The organism is Brevibacillus sp. HB1.3 (assembly GCF_013186635.1).
GTDB lineage: Bacteria > Bacillota > Bacilli > Brevibacillales > Brevibacillaceae > Brevibacillus > Brevibacillus brevis_D.
Genome location: NZ_JABMIT010000002.1, coordinates 185,369 through 204,505, shown reverse-complemented (window position 1 = coordinate 204,505; position 19,137 = coordinate 185,369). Strand labels below are relative to the sequence as shown.

Here is a 19,137-nt window from a genome sequence, read left to right as displayed (position 1 = left end):
TATTTGCACCCCCTCTCTGTCTTTTTCTACTGTAAAGCTAGAAAAAGGATGAGGGGGATTTTTGTGGGAATAATCACGCGGCGCTTGCTTTGTGTGCTTCTCCTATTCGCTTTATGCTTGGGAAATACAGTGGAACAGGGCTGGGCAAAAGAACGGGAGAAATTCGTAGAGGAGGCGTGGGCCTGGATCGACGAGGGAGAGGTGCGTTTTCAGGCACAATTATCAGGTGCTCCGGATAAAGTCGAGCTTTCTGTCAGTCAGGACAGCGTCAGTAAAATCCGTTCTTTTCACGAGGAGTCTCAGATTTCCCTCGCTATAATGCCTATGGATGATAGCCCTATCCAGATAACGATGTTCATAGATGATGCGGAGGGGCCGTTACGTAGTTGGGAGTTGTCGTTACCTGAACACATAGAGCCGACCGTAGAAAAAATAAAAATCAAAAAGGCGCCTTGGGATGAAATGGCTGCCGATCAGGAAGAGCCGTTAACGTTGGTCGAACGAGAGAGCGAAGACAACAACGAGGCCCCGCCGGAAGAGGCAGACCAAAAACAGGAGCAGGATGCCTCTGATGAAGAGCTTTCGCGGCTAGCAGAGGAATTCTATGCGCATTTTTCAAGCGAGAATAAGCCAGGAGAAGCGGAACTTCGAAATAGAGAAGTTCGTTTTGAGGTAGAACCGAATGATACCTTGGGCAGCAGATCGGACTGGTTATTTGATGGAAAGGACAGCCATGGAAAGATTAGCAGCAAAGATGATGTGGATTTTTGGAAAATCAGAGGAACAACAAAGGGACAGATGAATATTTCCCTCACAGATATTCCGGCAAACGAAGACTACGATCTGTATGTGTATGATGAGGGGGAAAGGGAGCTTGCCCGTTCACAGCAGCATGGAAATGAGTCTGAGCTCATCGAGGGACTGGCACTGGAAAAAGACAAATGGTACTACATCAAGGTAGTTGGAAAGCAGGGCTCGTTTTCGAAAGATTACTACTACCGCTTACGAGCTGATTTTTCTGCGGATCATGGAGGAGGCGGTAAGGCAGATGGATACGAGCCGAACGACACAATGGAAGCGGCATACAAGCTGGATGCATACAACCGAAATATCGTAGGAAATCTTCATTCAAGGACCGATGTAGATTTTTACAGCTTATCCTTTCCGCTCTCCTCTACTGTGGAGGTCTCTCTCAAGGATATCCCTACTGGAATGGATATGGACGTATTTCTGCTCGACGAGGCTGGAAAAGTCGTCGCTAGTTCCGAGAAAGCGAAGAATTCGGATGAACATATTATCTTCAATGCCTATCCTGGCACCTACATAGTCAAGGTTATGGCCAGCAAACGCTCGGGTTTTACTGCTAACTCGTACAGTCTTTATATAGGAGACAGAACGATTCCGGTTATTTTAATCCCGGGAGTGGGTGGATCGCGACTCGAAGCAGAGCAGAATGGAAAGAGATCGGAAATATGGTTGGGACTTGGCGATAGTCTCATTGGTATTAATGATCCTAAACACCGTCGGCTACTCTCCTTGGAGCCGATCAAGCCAAATAGTATAGATGTACAGCCAATTGCCCGTGATGCGACGATCCACCCGGAAAAAGATGATTTTTACGCCATCGAATATCTTTCCTATGCACCGTTTTTAAAAGAACTTACCGAACAGTATTACAGCATGGTAAAGGAACTGGAGAAGGCGGGATACAAAAAGCACCGAACCTTATTTGCACTACCGTACGATTGGCGGTACAGCAGCACCAAAAATGCCAAGCTTCTAAAAGAGAAAATCGATGCAGCACTGAAGGCAAGCGGGGCAAATCAGGTGCATTTGGTGGCACATAGCATGGGTGGGCTCTTGGTAAAAGAAACACTTCTATCCAATGTGTCCTACCAGCGCAAAGTGAATCGTGTCGTGTACATGGGCACACCCTTCCTTGGCTCTCCACGTGCATATCAGGCTCTTAAGCACGGATACAATTTTTCGATCCCTTGGTTGGATGAGGAAACGGGGAAAGTGATTTCCTCTTATGCACCTGCCGTTTACGAGCTGCTACCCTCTAAGAAATACTTTGAAACGGTTGGCTTCCTGAAAAGGAGTAACATTCAGTACTACACCTATGATGATTTTTTAAAGGACAAAAATATTCGCCTCGACTATGCGCCGCTCGTCAGACATGGCGGCCAGATGCATGAAAAGTGGGATAACAAGACGATCAATGTTCCACAGTATTCCATTGTGGGTACCGGCCAAGTAACATTGCTGGGTTACTTCTATGATTCGTTTTATAACGAATGGTCCCCGATTCTCGATCCTGGCGTTGGGGACGGTACAGTTCCGTATATGAGTGCCAATTACGCCCAGAAGGATATGAAAAAACGATACTACGTGAAAGGCGAACACGCCAAACTGCCGAGCATACCAGAGGTCATCGACCAAGTAACGCGATTGCTACAGGGAGATGATGAATTACAACCAGGGTTACGCAATGCTCCGGATCAAAATGCGGACTACCTATATTACATCATTGCACAAGATGACAAAAGCTTTCCTGAGGTGACGATACACAAGTCCGGACAGACCTTTACGCTCGACGCCAATAAAAAAGAAGTACGGGAAGACCTGTCTATTGAATATCACGATCGTATTGTTGTTATCCATGTTCGAGATGGTGAAGAATTGGAATTCCAGCCGCCTGTAGCAGTAGAGGGGGCGGAGCCAGCGCGGTTTCTGATCAAACGCTTCTCATCAGATGATTCGGAGCGTTACAAAGAAACAGGCAGACGTTACGTGCTTGATGAGCGTGGACTGGCTGAAGTAGAAGAAACTACGGATTCCAATGATGTGTAGTCATCAAAAGCAAAGGATGTAAGACAATGGATGATAATTGGATTGTCTGGTTCATACTCGGTCCTTTCGTATTCTCATTGATGTTTGCGGGGCCTTTGATTGGTTTGCTCATCGCTGCTTCCATTCGCTTCACGCTAGGATTTCGAGGCTGGTTGATCTTTCTAAGTGTTCTTTGTATCAGCTTTGTGTACTACCTGTTTATTGTTCCTTCTGACACGATGCTAGGCGAACTGTTAGTCATGAAAGTTGCCATGGCCGTCCATACAGCAATCGTAACGATCCTGATCATGTGGGGCATCGAAAAAATGATCCAGCTCGTAAACAAAAAACGAAACACCCAAAAACCCATGGATAAATAACTGGGCACATAGGCAAATTGCGTCATCACACGTTTTTCGAGTAGAATAAAAGGAAGGAGAATGATTGTCTGGAGGTTATTCAAATGGATATTTTTGATAATAAAAAAGGCGGCTTTACCATCATGAGTGGAAAAACCGATGTACACGGCGGTTTTGGTCAAGGTGTGCTCGACCTGAATGCTGTGTCCTCGGTCATTATCGATGGGGACGAAGCGTACATTGACATGGGTGCCTTACATGCCAAAAGTTCTGTAGAAAAGGGCATCAAATGGACGACAAATAAAGAAGAAGTACCAAATGGAAAGCCTTATTGGCTCGTTTGGGTAACAGTCGATCGCAATGAAGCCGGTCCTTATTATGCAGGGGCGACTGCGTGCTACATGGAAATCGATCGGGAAGCGCGTAGGGGCTACAAACTTTTGGCGGATCACGTGAATCGCATGGATTATTCCATGAAGAGACGTATTATGCTGACCGATCTATCTGAGAAGGAAAAAGCTGCTCTGAAAAAGCTTTTGATTGAAAATAACGAGGCTATGTATGAGAATTCTACCGAGGAATTAAAGCAAAATTTGTCCTAAAGTTGGAAATCGTGAACGGTCTGTGAACAAATCGTGAAATCAATTGTTCACACAATTGAAGTCAGGTAAACTTATTTCCATATTGTGTTACATGTACACTTGGTCAACAAACAGGGAGAGAGCCGTCACTCTTTCCCTGTTTGTCTTATATAATTGTCGGCGTTCATCATAGTTTTTGGGAAATCGCGGAACACTAATGGGGATTGAACCAAACTGTTTGACGGAAGGGGCGGTACCCATTGGAAGAAGATCTCCGTGGTAATGAACAATCGCATGATCATTTTGTGAGGCACGGTGGCGTCCATTTCCGCACACATGTGACTCCGACCGAGATAAACAATTTTGTACGCAAGCTCCCTGCTGGAAAAAGGGACAGCTTGTTTGAAGTGTTGGAACAGCTTGATCATGCCGGTCTGATTACGATCGTCAACGACCATGTTTTTGCCGATGGAGATGGAGTCGTGGGCGGCGGGGACAATCAGAACACGCTAGGTTAATAGGCATACAAAAAGGACGTACTCGATTAAGAGAAACGTCCTTTTTTCTTTAGTGATCTGGTTTCCACCAACTGCCCATGCGCTGCCAAAAGGTCGAAGAATCTGGCGGCTTTAAAGGTGTTGGTGTCTCATTTTTTGGGATGTGATTCATGCAATAATCTTGAGGCTCTGTTCCGCTGGCGAAATAAAAGAGCTGTGGATTCGGACAATGCTCGGTCGCCAGTTTTCCAGAAGCAGGATCGATATAGACAGAAACAACACCAGCTGGCATGTCAAAGAGGGCAGGGGGCTGACCTTTGAGCGCACTTTCCATGAACTGGGCCCAGATTTTTTTGGACAGATAGCCTTCCTTTACGTCATCGACTTTTTGATTTTTGTCGTACCCTACCCATACGGTCGAAACCAGCTGCGGAGTGAATCCGCTCAGCCAAGCGTCATAATCCGTTGATCCTGTTTTCCCTGCTACCGGTCGGTTCATCTCACCAGCTACGCGATATCCCGTACCGCCTTGTTCAAATACACTTTGCATCATATTGACTAAAAGAGCAGATGCGACAGGATCGGCTACCTGCGTTTTCTCAGGTTTTTCTTCAACCAAAATGTTGCCCTCGCTGTCTTCGATGGAAGTGATCGCAATGGGCTTCACTGCTTGTCCCTTGTTGACGATTGCTGCATAAGCTGCGTTTAACTCTAAGGGAGAGACAGGTGAAGTTCCTAGTGCGAGAGAGGGAACTGCTTGCATCGAGCTGGTAATACCTAACTGCTTTGCCTGATCAACCACTTTTTGCGGCCCGAGAAAATCAATGGTCTTGACGGCATAAATATTGTCGGAGGTTTTGATTGCATCACGCATGTTGATCAGTGCGTTTGGATATTTTCCACCAAAATTGCCGGGAATGTACTGCTTATTGTTATCGTAGGTAAAAACGGTCGGTTCGCTTTTCATCAACGTGAGCGGTGTATAGCCGTTTTGCAAGGCTGACAAATACATGATCGGCTTGAAGGAGGAACCGGGCTGGCGCTTGCCAAGCACGCGATTGAACTGACTCACCTTGTAATCACGTCCACCTACCATCGCTTTGATATAGCCGGTAGCAGGGTCCATGGCGACGAGGGCTACCTGCAAATTCGGATTATTCTTCGGTAAAACGGAGGCGACAATATCCTCGGCCTTTTTTTGTACAACTGGATCAAGGGTCGTGTGGATTTTTAGACCACCATGAATAAATTTTTCTTCGTCAATGCCATATTTGTTTTTTACCAAAGTAGCGATGTAATCACGGAAATACGGAGCTGGCTCGGTTACCTTATCGTTTGCTCGCTGTTTCAGCTTGATTGGTTCCGCGTAGGCTTGCTCTGCTTCCTTCGATGTCAGTAGATTGTCGCGCTCCATCGCATTTAAAATGAGCTTTTGTCTGGCTTTGGCGCGTTCCAAATCGACAAATGGTGAATAATAAGTAGGACCCTTAGGGATGCCTGCGAGCATGGCGCTCTCTGCAACCGTCAGATCTTTGGCGTCCTTGCCGAAATAGGTTTGGGCAGCAGCTTGTACACCATAGGCTGAATGACCGTAATAAATCTGATTCACGTACATTTCTAATATTTCATCCTTGCTGTAATTCAGTTCAAGCTGAATCGAAAGCAGGGCTTCTTTGATTTTTCGCTCCCATGTCTTGTCCAAGCTGAGGTACAGATTCCTTGCCAATTGTTGGGTGATGGTACTGGCACCTTGACGCATGTCCATGTTAACGACATCGACATAAGCGGCCATGGCTAATCGTTTCCAATCAAAACCGAAATGCTCGCGGAACGAACGGTCCTCGATAGCAATGGTTGCATCAAGCAATGCTGGTGATATCTCTGCAAGTGGCACAGAAATCCGGTTCTCGCCACGATGCATCGTATCCAAAACCTCTCCGTTGGAAGCGTAAATCGTCGTGGTTTGCTTCACAAATGTTTCCGGGAGTGGTTGTGAGCGCAAGTACAAAATGAGGAGCAAGATGGCAAAAGAGAAACATAATAGGCTGAGAATGGTAAATTTTACGAATTTCTTAGCCCAACGCAAATAGCGCAGCAATGGGGCTTCGCGAATGACTTCCATGTGTGCCTCTCCTCCTTTCTGCGGTTGAATAAATAAAATAGGACATACTACGTTACTAGTAGTATGTGTCGCTTGCAAGCTGGTTAAACTTTCCTTGCTAGAAAAATATCTTGCAATTTGGAAGACAGCTACTATAATTTTCTTGTTATATTGTATTTTCATGCGGTTAATTGAAGGAGGTTACATAGCCATGAACATGGAATTGTGGTACACCGAAAAACAGACGGAAAATCACGGGATAACAACGAAAATTACAGAGACCCTATACAGTGAGAAATCCGAGTTTCAACAAATCGACGTCATTCATACGAAGCAGTTTGGTCGCATGTTAGTGCTCGACGGCATGGTTATGACTACCGATGTCGATGAGTTTGTCTACCATGAAATGATTTCTCATATCGCGCTGAATACGCATCCAAACCCGAAAAAGGTTCTGGTTGTAGGCGGCGGCGATGGCGGTGCTATTCGTGAAATCGTAAAGCACGCGTCTGTAGAAAAAGCAGTTCTGGCTGAAATCGACGGTGGCGTCATTGAGTCTTGCAAAAAATATTTCCCTGAGATTGCGAGTGCATTGACAGGTAATCCGCGTGTAGATGTACAAGTCATCGATGGTATTAAACATATTCATGACCACAAAGGTGAGTACGATGTGATCATGGTCGACTCTACAGAGCCAGTAGGACCTGCTGTAGGTCTGTTCGAAAAAGGTTTCTACCAAGGCATCCACGATGCTTTGAAACCAGACGGTATCATGGTTGCTCAAACGGAATCTCCTTGGTTCAACCGTGAACTGATCAAGCGTGTGTTCAAAGACCTGAAATCGATCTTCCCGGTTACTCGTCTCTACACGTGCAGCATCCCTACTTATCCATCTGGACTGTGGAGCTTCACTATCGCTTCCAAGCAACATGATCCGTTGGAAGTAGATCCAGCGAAAATCAAAGATCTGGGCACCAAATACTACAATGCGGAAGTTCACCACGCTGCTTTCAAACTGCCTAACTTTGTGGCTGAGCTGACCCGCGACTAATCGGGGGAGAACTACACCTATGCGTTTTGACGAAGCATACTCTGGAAATGTCTTTATCCGTAGTCACGGGAATTACGAAGAAAGCCAAGCGGTTATTTACGGTATGCCGATGGACTGGACGGTGAGCTTCCGTCCGGGATCTCGTTTTGGCCCTGCCCGTATTCGTGAGGTTTCTGTCGGACTGGAAGAGTACAGCCCATACTTGGACAGGCTGTTGGAAGACATCAAATACTTTGATGCCGGCGATATTCCACTTCCTTTTGGAAACGTGGAAGGTAGCCTGGACGCGATCCGTACATTCGTGGCAAAAGTATTGGCAGATGGCAAATTCCCATTGGGTCTTGGCGGAGAGCACTTGGTTTCCTGGCCAGTATTCCAAGCGGTTTATGAAAAGTACAAGGACATGGTCGTATTCCACTTTGACGCGCATACAGACCTGCGTGACAACTACGAGGGATACGAATACTCCCACTCCACCCCGATCAAAAAGGTATGCAACCTGATTGGCGGTAAAAATGTATACTCTTTCGGAATCCGCAGCGGGATGAAGGACGAGTTTGAGTGGGCAAAAGAAAACATGCACCTGTACAAATACGATGTACTGGAGCCAGTGAAGCAAGTGCTGCCTACCATCGGCAACCGTCCGATCTACCTGACGATTGACATCGATGTATTGGACCCTGCGCACGCTCCAGGAACAGGTACTACAGAAGCAGGCGGCATCACGTCTCGTGAGCTGCTCGATACCATTCACTTCATGGCAAACAACGGTGCGAATGTCATCGGTTGTGACCTGGTGGAGGTTGCTCCTGTGTATGACCACAGTGAAATGACGCAAATCGCGGCGTCCAAATTCGTTCGCGAGCTGCTCTTGAGCTTTGTAAAATAAGATATCTGTGTAAATGAGCCTCCGGTTTTTAAAAAGAACCGGGGGCTTTTTCTATTGGAGAGAGAGTGAACTAATTTAATAAACATTTTAGTTTACAAAGTATAAAATAGTCAGTACAATCTTAATAGTGAGATGATTGAAAAGTCGACGGAGGTTTTCTTACAAAGGAGTTGTCTGTATGAGAGAGGTATTTGCCTACGCACCATTTCGAAAGCTGTTCTTTTCCAATTTGTTCTCCGGTTTCGGGCAAGGCATGACGATGATCGGGATTGCCTGGTTCCTCGTGGAAACCACAGGCTCTGCTCAGCTTTTGGGCTCCACTATGTTTACTTCTGCGGTACTGATGTTTTTTATTGGGCCGTATATCGGGACGCTCATCGATCGTTACTCCCGCAAGAAAATGCTGCTGATAGAAAACTTGATCGGATTTGGCGTACTTGGCCTGCTCGCGATCTGGGGCTTTTTCGGAGAGTACACCGAGTGGATGCTGATTGTTATCTATTTGACGACGACCTTTATGTATCAGATTCATTACCCGACCCAGTCTGCGTTGGTTCAGGAGACGTTTGAGCCCAAGCACTACAATAGCATCAACAGTCTGCTCGAGATCGAAGGACAGACGGCATCCGTTCTTGCTGGCGCGTTTGCGGGGATTTTGCTGAGCTCCTACGGGCTGCATGTGGTGATTATTTTCAATGCGATTACGTACTTGTTCGCCTTTACCCTGCTGTCTACCATGACGTATACCTTCACACTGGAAAAAGAAGCGCAGCAAAATCAGGGTGTCGCGTGGACGGTGCAGCTGATGGAAAGCTGGCGGTACATTCGGCAAAAGAAAGGATTTCTTCTGTTTGGTATATCCGCACTGATGCCCTTCATTGCTGTTATGGCGACGAACTTATTGAAGCCGGTTTACATAAGCCAAACGTTGCAAGCGGGTGTCTCGGTTTATTCGCTAGGAGAGGTTACGTATGCACTGGGTGCTGTGGCGGCAGGTTTACTCGTTGCGATCGTCGTACGCAAGATGGGGGAGCTGGCAGCCATGATCGGCAATACGTTGCTATTCGCGATTGCCATTGTCGTCATGATTGCTTTGCCGTATGGCTGGGCGCTGATTGCGGCGTACACGTTTTACGGGTGGAGTAACGCTTCTGTGCGTTTGATTCGGCAATCGCTCTATATGACAGTTGTGCCGAAGCATCAGATGGGGCGGGTGATGAGCTTTTTCAACTCCATCGGCATGATGATGCGTCTGATCCTGATCGGTTTGTTTACGGCGATGATCGATTACACGGGGGCAGGAGTCGGATACTTGGTGTTGGCGGGTCTGCTGTTGCTTGCGGCGATTGGGATTGCAGCTACTATGAGATACCTGCTAGTGGAGGCGGCGGTTGCCACAGAAGAGCGATGAAGGGTAGAATGTAGGGATAAAAGGGAAGCGAAAGAAAGTGGAGTGTGGAAGCAGCATGCAAGACATACAAGTGAAATTGACGGCACGGCATCATGTCGAAGGCAACTGGGAAGAAACGACCCACAGCTACGAAGGCAAGCGCGTACAAAAAGCATCCGCGTGGTACTTGACCTACAAAGAGCAGATGGAGGGCGTAGGCGAAGTAAGCACGACACTGAAGCTGACAGATACGTCCATTACGCTGGTCCGTCAGGGTGGTGTTTCAACCAGACAACAATTCGAAAAAGGAGCCAGCACTCATTCTACCTATCAAAGTCCCTATGGCCCGTTTGCCATGGAGACGCATACGAACAAGCTGCGAATTCGCTACGAGGCAGAGGTTCCTGTACAGGTAGAAATCGCGTACCAGCTATGGATGAATGAGCAGTACGCTGGTGAGCATGAGCTGAAAATAGAGCTAGGAAAATAAGCCGCCCTTTGCAAGGGCGGTTTTTTGCACGTACAATAGGATTACTTGCGGCTGAAGTGAGAGGGGGATACAGCATGTTTGTACTCACAAATGGACTAATAGCCGGTCTGGGTCTTGCTGCTTTTTTGGCGCTCGGGGATGGTTTGTTTGATACCAATACCTTTCCCGTTTTGATTGATGTCAGCTATGTACCGGGCATGGAAAACCTGCCCTCTATTGTAGAACTATTGATTCATCTGCTGATTAGTGTGATCGTCGCCTTTTTTCTCATGCACTTTTACCCGTGGGAACGAAAAGCCCGATCGGTACGATACTTGCTGTACTGGATGCTCGGTTTTTCTGTCGCGTTTTTCCCATTTAGTGTGTTAAGTAAATCCCCGATCAGTATGACAGCGTTCTTCATTTGGATATTGGGACATTTGCTGTATACCGCTATGCTTGCCATTCAGGTAGGGCGTAATCGATAATAACGTAAAAGTGCCGAATATTCGGCGAAGTGATGATTTTTTGGCAGCATGGATGGAAGGAAGGAGTGAAAGCCAGGATGCCGTTGTCAGATACGGTAGAAATGTTGCAGGCGATCTTGGGTGCTATCGATGAAGGAATTCACGTTGTGGACGCAAATGGCATTACGATTTTCTACAATCACGTCGCAGCCAACCTCGATGGGTTGACCTCAGAAGAGGTGTTGGGGAAGCCATTGTTGGAGGTTTTTCCTTCACTTGATCGACAGTCGAGTACTCTGCTACGTGTTATCGATAGTGGCGAATCAATCTACAACCAGACACAGACATATAAGAATTGGAAGGGAATGCGTGTAGAGACAATTAACACGACACTTCCGGTGAGAGTAGGCAAACGGTTAGTCGGTGCAGTCGAGGTGGCGAAGGATATCGGCAAGCTAAAAGAACTGTCGGAGCGCTTGGTTGATCTTCAGGCCAAAATTAGCAAGCCGAAACGGACAAAACGCACGTTAGATGAAACGACTTTCCATTTCGAAGATATTTTGACGATGAGTGAAAAAATGAAACGCCTCAAAGAACGCGCTCGAAAAGCTGCCCGGACAAGCTCTCCTGTGTTGATATACGGCGAAACCGGGACGGGAAAAGAACTGTTTGTCCAATCTATTCACCACGCATCTGTCCGCAGCAGTAAGCCATTCATCGCGCAAAACTGTGCCGCGCTTCCGGCCGCGCTGCTCGAAAGCTTGCTGTTTGGCACGACAAAAGGAAGCTTCACGGGAGCGGATGATCGCCCAGGGTTATTCGAGCTGGCGGACGGTGGTACTCTATTTCTGGATGAACTAAACAGTATGCCGCTCGATTTGCAAGCAAAGCTGCTACGAGTCCTCCAGGACGGTCAAATCAGACGGATCGGTGGGAGCCATTCGACCAAAGTGGACGTACGGGTAATCGCAGCAGTCAACGAAGCACCGCAGTCACTCGTGGAACGAGGGGTTATGCGAACCGACCTATACTATCGGATCAACGTCGTCTCTTTTGAACTGCCGCCATTGCGAGAGCGCAGAGAAGATGTGGATATGCTGATCGATCATTTCTTGGAAAAGTTCAACCAGATCTTCGGTATGAATGTGCGTGGAATCAGCAGTGAAGTGGCTAGTTTGTTTGCGGCGTATGAGTGGCCGGGGAATGTCCGTGAACTGGAGCATGTCATAGAAGCAGCCATGAATATGGTGGAGTCGGACATGATTTTGTTGGATCATCTGCCGGCTCATTTGCTGGAACGCTCGCAGTCTGAGAAAAAGGAAGCGCCAATTTCAGCTCAACTCCTACCCAAGGAAGGCTGTACGCTGCCCGAAATTTTGCGTGAGGTAGAGGAAAAGGTGATCAAAGAGGCGATGCAGCAAACGGACGGCAATGTACTTCGCGCCGCCAAGCTCTTGGGCATCCCAAGACAGACGCTGCAATACAAGCTCTCGCAGCGGATGATCCCTCCCTGTTGAGTGCCGAAAATTCGGCAGACTCGCGAAGGATCAAACGGATAAGAAGCGCTCACAAAACGCTCTATTCCTTATTTTCTAAATCTTTTGATTTGTTGGCATGGCACTTGCATCTCTTGTTGATTGAGTGAAACGAAGAGGTTCACCATAAGACGAGAGGAGACGGGATGCACATGACAGTAGCGACAAAACGCGATTGGCGTTCGATAGAACTTTGGAAGGATGTCACGGACGAGCAATGGAATGACTGGATGTGGCAGCTTACGCACACCATCAAGACGGTCGATGATTTGAAGCAGGTAATCAACCTGACACCGGAGGAGGAAGAGGGCGTACGTATTTCTACGCAAACGATTCCACTCAACATCACACCGTACTATGCTCATCTGATGGATCCAGACGATCCAAGCGATCCGGTTCGCATGCAGTCTGTACCTTTGTCCTCTGAGATGGTTCGTACTAAATACGACATGGAAGACCCACTCCACGAGGATACCGATTCTCCTGTACCTGGTCTGACGCATCGTTATCCAGATCGCGTGCTTTTCCTGGTGACGAACCAATGCTCCATGTATTGCCGTTACTGTACGCGTCGTCGCTTTTCCGGTCAGATCGGCATGGGTGTGCCAAAGAAACAGCTGGATGCCTGTATCGATTATATTCGCTCAAGACCAGAAGTCCGCGATGTATTACTCTCCGGTGGAGACGGTCTGTTGATCAATGACCGCGTACTGGAGTACATCATCAGCAGCCTGCGCGATATCCCGCATGTTGAAATTATTCGGATCGGAACGCGTGCACCTGTTGTATTCCCGCAACGCATTACCGAAAACCTGTGCAATATCCTGAAAAAATACCATCCAGTTTGGCTCAATACACACTTCAACCATCCAAAAGAAATTACACCGGAAGCAAAGCTGGCTTGCGAGATGCTCGCTAATGCTGGTGTTCCGCTCGGCAACCAGGCAGTTATTTTGGCCGGTATCAACGATTGCGCGAATACGATGAAAAAGCTGGTACAGGACCTGGTGAAAATCCGCGTTCGCCCGTATTACATCTATCAATGCGACCTGTCAGAGGGAATCGGACACTTCCGCGCACCTGTCAGCAAAGGGATCGAAATCATTGAGCACCTGCGCGGCCATACTTCCGGCTATGCAGTTCCGACCTTTGTAGTAGACGCTCCACACGGCGGAGGGAAAATTCCTGTCAGCCCGAATTACATCATTTCGCAAGCGTCCGATAAAGTCGTCCTGCGTAATTTTGAAGGCGTTATCACGTCCTATCCAGAGCCGAAGCAATACCACGAGCATGATGAAGAAAACTGCGAATACTGTAAGGCTGCAAAAGGCAAAGCAGTTGGTATCGCAGCACTCATGCAAGACGAGGTAGACAATCTGGAGCCGACTGATTTGCCGCGCAACAAGCGCATCAAGGCAACCAAGGTCAAATCTCTCGCAGATGTACGCTCGGAGCAAAAGGCCAAGAAAGAACCAACCACTGCCGAGACCAAGGAAGCTTCAGGAAAATAAGCAGGATCAACAGCTACCCGTATGAAGGTAGCTGTTTTTTTTCGTAAGAATATTTCCAACTCTTTGAAGAGGATGGATGATTCGCAACTTGTGTGTTAAGATCGAGTTGTACCTATTATGAGCGGTCGCTCAGTATCGTTTCATTTTTCGAAAAAAATAAACAGACTGACTGAATACTCATTCATTTATTTCCATGATTCTGATAAGATAGAAAAAAACGATTTCCACGTCCAAAGACAAACTCGCAATAGAGGGGAGTAGAAAACATGCTGGCACTCATTAATTTGATCGCCTTTTTCCTGGTTCTCGCTTACGGGCTTTATTTAGCCGGACATGTCGTGTACAGCAGATACTTGTTTATCAAGCTGGGGAAAAAGCCGGATGTGAAAAATGACTTTGGGGCACGCATCAATCTGATGCTGGACAACGTCATTTTCCACAAGAAGCTGCTGAAGGACAAGAAGAGCGGCGTGATGCACGTCGTGATGTTTTACGGCTTTATCACTCTGCAATTCGGAGCCATCGAGCTGATTATCAAAGGGCTTTCGAAAGGCTACGAGCTTCCTTTTGGCAGCGCTCACAAATACTTCTCTGTCATGCAGGAGATCACCACGTTTCTCATTTTGGCTGCGGTCGGCTACGCTTTTTACCGCCGCTATATCGAAAAGCTAAAGCGTCTGAAGCGCGGCTTCAAGTCAGGGATTGTTCTTTTGCTGATTTCCTCTCTGATGGCGACTGTCTTGCTCTCGCTCGCTTTTGAACAAATTTGGCTCGGACATGAGCCATCGGCGTTCGCTCCGATCTCTTCTGTTTTCGCGATCGTCTTATCTGCGATTGGGGTAGGGACAACGGGTGCAGTGGTTGGCTTTTACGTTTTCTGGTGGCTGCATCTGATTATCTTGCTCGGTTTCGCGGTGTATGTGCCGCAGTCCAAGCACGCGCATTTGCTGTTTGCGCCAGTCAACGTGTGGTTCAAGAAGCTGGACCCGCCAGGCAAGCTGACCAGCATTAACTTCGAGGACGAGACGCAGGAAGAATTCGGTGTAGGCAAAATCGAGGATTTTACACAAACGCAGCTCATCGACCTGTATGCTTGTGTGGAGTGTGGTCGCTGCACGAATATGTGCCCGGCCTCTGGAACGGGAAAAATGCTCTCCCCGATGGATCTGATTACGAAAATGCGCGACCATTTGACCGAAAAAGGTGCGTCGGTGACATCGCGTACGCCATGGATGCCGAGCTTCGCTTTTTCGCAGACGACGGCCAACCAGATTGCATTCCAAGCCTCTGAAGTAGCTGCGACAGCGGAAGGAGCTACCGCAGTCTACGAGAAAAGCTTGATCGGCGATGTTATCACCGAGCAGGAGCTGTGGGCTTGTACGACCTGTCGCAACTGTGAAGACCAATGCCCGGTAATGAATGAGCACGTCGATAAAATCATCGATATGCGCCGCTATTTGGTTATGACGGAAGGCAGCATGCCGGCAGAAGCACAACGCGCCTTGAACAATATCGAGCGTCAAGGCAACCCGTGGGGAATCAACCGCAAAGACCGGACGAAATGGATTGAAGGTCTGAACGGTGAGTACGAGGTGCCAACTGTGAAGCAGGTCGAGGAATTCGAGTACTTGTTCTGGGTAGGCTCGATGGGATCGTTTGACTTGCGCAGCCAAAAAATTTCGCAGGCATTTGTGAAGCTTATGCATGAAGCAGGTGTGAAGTTCGCCATTTTGGGTAACGAGGAAAAGAACTCAGGGGATACGGCTCGCCGTATTGGTAATGAATTCTTGTTCCAACAGCTCGCTCAAGAAAATATCGCCCTGTTTGAAGCGTATGAAGTCAAAAAAATCGTCACCTGCGACCCGCATGCGTTCAATACGTTTAAGAACGAATATCCGGAGTTCGGGTTGAATGCAGAGGTGTACCACCACTCTGAACTGTTGGCGGAGTGGGTGAAGGAAGGCAAATTGAAGCCAACCAAGGAAGTTAAGGAGCGCATCACCTACCACGATTCCTGCTACCTGGGCCGCTACAACGAAATTTACGACAAGCCACGCGTGATCCTCGAAGCCATCCCTGGTGTAGAGGTGGTCGAAATGAAGCGCAGTGGCTGCGACAGTATGTGCTGCGGAGCGGGCGGCGGCTTGATGTGGATGGAGGAACATGAGGGCTCTCGTGTCAACGTCACTCGTACGGAGCAAGCTCTGGAGGTCAACCCGACGGAAATCGCGAGTGCATGCCCATACTGCCTGACGATGATGAACGACGGAATCAAGACCAAAGAGCAGGAAGATCACGTCAAAACACGCGACGTCGCGGAAATTCTCGCAGACGCCATCTAGGTTTATACCATGCGCAAGTCTCGGTGCTAATCAAGCGACGAGGCTTGTGCATTATTTTTTTACAAAAAAACTGTAAGATAATGGAGCCAGCTGAATCAAAAAGAGTGGGAAGGGAGTGAGGAAGCTGGAGCTTACAGAGAAAAGTTTAACCAAAACAAAGGAAGCATTATTTGATGAATTGATCCGGCACTACTTGAAAAAGGTGCTGCGCCTCGTGTATTTGATGGTCAAGGACCGCAGTCTTGCTGAGGATATTACCCAGGAAGTGTTCCTGTTAGCTTACAAAAATTTGGGGAAATTCCGTCAAGAGAGCTCGATGCAAACATGGGTGTACCGAATCGCCGTCAACGAAGCAAAAAAGCATCTACGCTCGTGGTCGTTCCGCCACTTGTTTTTCAAATCGGAAGTGGACATAGAGGTAGTCGAGGGGGCAGAGTCGGCCGTTTTGCAAAATGATCTTCGCGCCCGTTTTGCCCATCTCGTCATGAAGCTGCCGCATAGCTATCGTCAGTTGATTGTCCTTCACTACTATGAGGAATTGTCCGTAGAGGAGATCGCAGTCATTTTGGACACGTCCGCAGGAGCGATTTATACGAAAATGCACCGCGCACGCCAGAAGCTCAAAGTGCTCCTGGAAAAGGAGGGGATCGAATGAATCTAGATAAATTGCTGGCGGAATTCAAGGAAACGGCTGACCGGACAGTGTTGCGCGGAATGGACGATACGACTGGCTTGGAGGAGAGGATTCGCATGAATATGGAGAAGAAAGGCAAGAAAAGGTTTCGTTTGATCTACCCTGTAAGTGCAGCACTTGTTGCGGTTGCGCTTGTCATCGGGTTTACCCCTTATATACTGCCAAAGGAAAGCACGACGAGCACACATACGCCGAAGGGAACGTCTACCGAGCCAGGGACCCATCAAAAGCCTGATCCAAAGGCTCACCCAGCTTCTGATGATCAGGTGATTATGGGAACGGTAGATGAGATCATTGATGTCTTGCGTGTTGGGATGACACAAGACCAAATCAAAGCCAAGATTTCGTTCCCTTACACAGTTGTAGACAATTATGGCGGAAGCGGGGACGATGGCACAGAAGAGTACTGGGGCTATTCGATTCTTGCAAAAGAAGGATATCAGCAAAAAGAGTGGACAATGATCGATACGGAGGCTCTGCTAAAAAGAGACGTGGGCTTGGCGATGTTAGTTGGATGGAAGGATAAAAAGCTTCATTGGTATACGATAAGCTATGTCCAAGGCAAAGAGGTCTATCTTTTCAAACTGAACAGTAACGGTACCGTTACTGAGGATGTCGTAGATGTTCCTCAGGATGGCATACAAACACCTCCGGCTCCGTCCATATTCGATTTAAAGCCAGAGGAAGAGGATCGTTTTTACAATTACATGTATGAGAAGAAAGATGAGCTTTTGCGAGGATTATCTCCAATTGATGTATGGAAGCTGTATGTGAAAGCACAGCAAGAGGGTCAGCTCGAAATGCAGTACGCTTTGCATATCGAGGACGATGGATTCGAAAAGCCAACACTGGAGCAATACTTGGAAGATAGGAAGAAAGATCCGGTTGGAGCACGGAATAGCTGGAAGCAGCTGAAATCGATGCAAGAATGGGCAAGTGACATAACGCTTGAGCAAACGTCTGACAAGGAAGCGGTTGTCTGGGTGACTTTCAAGGATAACAGGGATAAGGTCGCCTATAAAATGCAGAAAAACAAACAAGGCATCTGGAAACTAAGCTGGATGGCACGACAATAGCAAGAACAGCCTGGCTCTCACAAAAGTCAGGCTGTTCTTTTTTTCATTATAGATTGACTATTCGTACGGAAGACGGCAAAATAAAAGTATGCAAAATGAACGAACGCTCGATCAATTTAGTTTTTATTGATGTGAAACATCATCCGAATGGAGGGCATTCGATGAAAACGGTCATTGTAGGGGCAGCGCGTACCCCTTTTGGTAAGTTTGGTGGCTCTTTGAAAGCGCTATCGGCAGTAGAGCTCGGCTCCATCGTGATCAAGGAAGCGGTAGAGCGCGCTGGCATTTCCGGCGATCAGGTGGACGAAGTGATCATGGGTATGGTCTTGCAGGCAGGTGCGGGTCAGGTGCCCTCACGCCAGGCAGCTCGCAAAGCTGGTTTGCCGTGGAATGTAGCGAGTGAGACGATCAACAAAGTATGCGCGTCCGGGATGCGTGCAGTGACGATGGGGGACCAGATCATTCGGGCCGGGGACGGAGAAATCATCGTCGCGGGCGGCATGGAAAGCATGAGCAACGCACCGTATGCACTGCCAGATGCACGTAACGGAATGCGGATGGGAGATTCGACCGTACGTGATCTTATGATGTACGACGGCCTCACTTGTCCGTTTCATCAAGTGGCGATGGCTGTTCACGGCAGCAATGTGGCGGAAGAGAACGGGATTACGCGAGAAGAGCAGGATGCGTGGGCGCTGCGCAGCCAGCAGAGGGCCGCACAAGCGATGGAAAAAGGACTTTTTGCCGACGAGCTTGTCTCGGTTTCCATTCCGCAAAGAAAAGGGGATCCGCTGCAAGTAACCGTCGATGAAGGACCACGTCCGGATACCACCGAGGAAGGATTGGCGAAGCTGCCACCCGTGTACAAAAAGGACGGAACAATCACGGCAGGCAATGCACCGGGAATCAACGACGGAGCGGCAGCAATGGTGCTGATGTCAGAAGCGAAAGCACAACAGCTGGGCATCAAGCCGCTTGCGACGATACTGGGACACGCCGCGGTCGGCGCAGAGGCTCCTTATATCGCGACAACTCCGGGGCTTGCGATCAACAAGCTCTTGGAAAAGACAGGTGTCTCGCTTTCGGAGATCGATCTATTTGAGGTAAACGAAGCATTTGCCGCGGTAATTTTGACCAGTGGCAAAATCGTTGGCTGGGACGCAGAGAAAGTGAATGTAAACGGGGGAGCGATTGCGTTCGGACACCCGATTGGCGCGAGTGGCGCTCGAATCATTATGCACCTCGCCTATGAATTGAAAAGACGAGGCGGCGGCTTGGGAATCGCTGCAATTTGCAGTGGTGCAGCACAGGGTGACGCCATCTTGATTAAAGTAGAGTAAGGG

16 protein-coding genes are annotated in these 19,137 nt (G+C 48.1%); 15 read left to right on the top strand and 1 reads right to left on the bottom strand.

Annotated features, from left to right (window positions below; genetic code table 11):
* Nucleotides 1-63: 63 nt before the first annotated feature.
* The 4 genes from HPY31_RS05640 (at nucleotide 64) to HPY31_RS05625 (ending at nucleotide 4,290) form a co-directional block, all read left to right on the top strand.
* Complete coding sequence (locus tag HPY31_RS05640; protein ID WP_172139231.1) at nucleotides 64-2,853, top strand: lipase/acyltransferase domain-containing protein; 2,790 nt, start codon at nucleotides 64-66, stop codon at nucleotides 2,851-2,853.
* 26 nt (nucleotides 2,854-2,879) lie between these two features.
* Nucleotides 2,880-3,212, top strand: a complete 333-nt coding sequence (locus HPY31_RS05635; RefSeq protein ID WP_172139229.1) for a hypothetical protein — start codon at nucleotides 2,880-2,882, stop codon at nucleotides 3,210-3,212.
* Nucleotides 3,213-3,295: 83 nt separating this feature from the next.
* Nucleotides 3,296-3,793 carry a YwhD family protein gene (locus tag HPY31_RS05630; RefSeq protein WP_016740146.1) on the top strand — a complete coding sequence of 166 codons (498 nt, stop codon included), beginning with the start codon at nucleotides 3,296-3,298 and terminating at the stop codon, nucleotides 3,791-3,793.
* Nucleotides 3,794-4,032: 239 nt separating this feature from the next.
* A complete protein-coding gene (locus HPY31_RS05625) occupies nucleotides 4,033-4,290 on the top strand; it encodes a hypothetical protein (RefSeq protein WP_064200364.1) in 258 nt (85 codons plus the stop codon).
* Between the two features lie 49 nt (nucleotides 4,291-4,339).
* Here the strand turns inward: HPY31_RS05625 and HPY31_RS05620 are convergent, their stop codons facing one another.
* Nucleotides 4,340-6,391 carry a transglycosylase domain-containing protein gene (locus HPY31_RS05620; protein ID WP_172139227.1) on the bottom strand — a complete coding sequence of 684 codons (2,052 nt, stop codon included), beginning with the start codon at nucleotides 6,389-6,391 and terminating at the stop codon, nucleotides 4,340-4,342.
* A 196-nt stretch (nucleotides 6,392-6,587) separates the two neighbouring features.
* Here HPY31_RS05620 and speE point away from each other — a divergent pair, with 196 nt between their 5' ends.
* The 11 genes from speE to HPY31_RS05565 all read left to right on the top strand — a co-directional run bounded on the left by speE (nucleotide 6,588) and on the right by HPY31_RS05565 (nucleotide 19,134).
* A complete protein-coding gene (gene speE, locus HPY31_RS05615) occupies nucleotides 6,588-7,421 on the top strand; it encodes a polyamine aminopropyltransferase (protein WP_026134007.1) in 834 nt (277 codons plus the stop codon).
* Nucleotides 7,422-7,440: 19 nt separating this feature from the next.
* Nucleotides 7,441-8,310: an agmatinase gene (speB, locus tag HPY31_RS05610; RefSeq protein ID WP_172139225.1), complete on the top strand. Its 870-nt coding sequence runs from the start codon at nucleotides 7,441-7,443 to the stop codon at nucleotides 8,308-8,310.
* Between the two features lie 178 nt (nucleotides 8,311-8,488).
* Entirely contained in the window at nucleotides 8,489-9,721 is a 1,233-nt protein-coding gene (locus HPY31_RS05605; protein WP_172139223.1) for an MFS transporter, read from the top strand.
* Nucleotides 9,722-9,776: 55 nt separating this feature from the next.
* Nucleotides 9,777-10,190: a YwiB family protein gene (locus tag HPY31_RS05600; RefSeq protein ID WP_047069857.1), complete on the top strand. Its 414-nt coding sequence runs from the start codon at nucleotides 9,777-9,779 to the stop codon at nucleotides 10,188-10,190.
* A gap of 74 nt (nucleotides 10,191-10,264) precedes the next feature.
* Entirely contained in the window at nucleotides 10,265-10,657 is a 393-nt protein-coding gene (locus tag HPY31_RS05595; protein ID WP_172139221.1) for a hypothetical protein, read from the top strand.
* Between the two features lie 77 nt (nucleotides 10,658-10,734).
* Nucleotides 10,735-12,153, top strand: coding sequence for a sigma-54 interaction domain-containing protein (locus tag HPY31_RS05590; RefSeq protein WP_172139219.1), 1,419 nt, complete (start codon nucleotides 10,735-10,737; stop codon nucleotides 12,151-12,153).
* Between the two features lie 164 nt (nucleotides 12,154-12,317).
* Complete coding sequence (kamA, locus tag HPY31_RS05585) at nucleotides 12,318-13,682, top strand: lysine 2,3-aminomutase (protein WP_172139217.1); 1,365 nt, start codon at nucleotides 12,318-12,320, stop codon at nucleotides 13,680-13,682.
* A 266-nt stretch (nucleotides 13,683-13,948) separates the two neighbouring features.
* Nucleotides 13,949-16,024 carry a heterodisulfide reductase-related iron-sulfur binding cluster gene (locus HPY31_RS05580; protein WP_172139215.1) on the top strand — a complete coding sequence of 692 codons (2,076 nt, stop codon included), beginning with the start codon at nucleotides 13,949-13,951 and terminating at the stop codon, nucleotides 16,022-16,024.
* A gap of 115 nt (nucleotides 16,025-16,139) precedes the next feature.
* Nucleotides 16,140-16,679: a sigma-70 family RNA polymerase sigma factor gene (locus tag HPY31_RS05575; RefSeq protein ID WP_172139213.1), complete on the top strand. Its 540-nt coding sequence runs from the start codon at nucleotides 16,140-16,142 to the stop codon at nucleotides 16,677-16,679.
* The gene (locus tag HPY31_RS05570) at nucleotides 16,676-17,794 is read left to right on the top strand and encodes a hypothetical protein (RefSeq protein WP_172139211.1); all 1,119 of its coding nucleotides are present in this window, start codon (nucleotides 16,676-16,678) and stop codon (nucleotides 17,792-17,794) included. Before HPY31_RS05575 ends, HPY31_RS05570 begins: the two co-directional genes overlap by 4 nt.
* Before the next feature lie 161 nt (nucleotides 17,795-17,955).
* A complete protein-coding gene (locus HPY31_RS05565; protein WP_172139209.1) occupies nucleotides 17,956-19,134 on the top strand; it encodes an acetyl-CoA C-acetyltransferase in 1,179 nt (392 codons plus the stop codon).
* Nucleotides 19,135-19,137 lie beyond the last annotated feature (3 nt).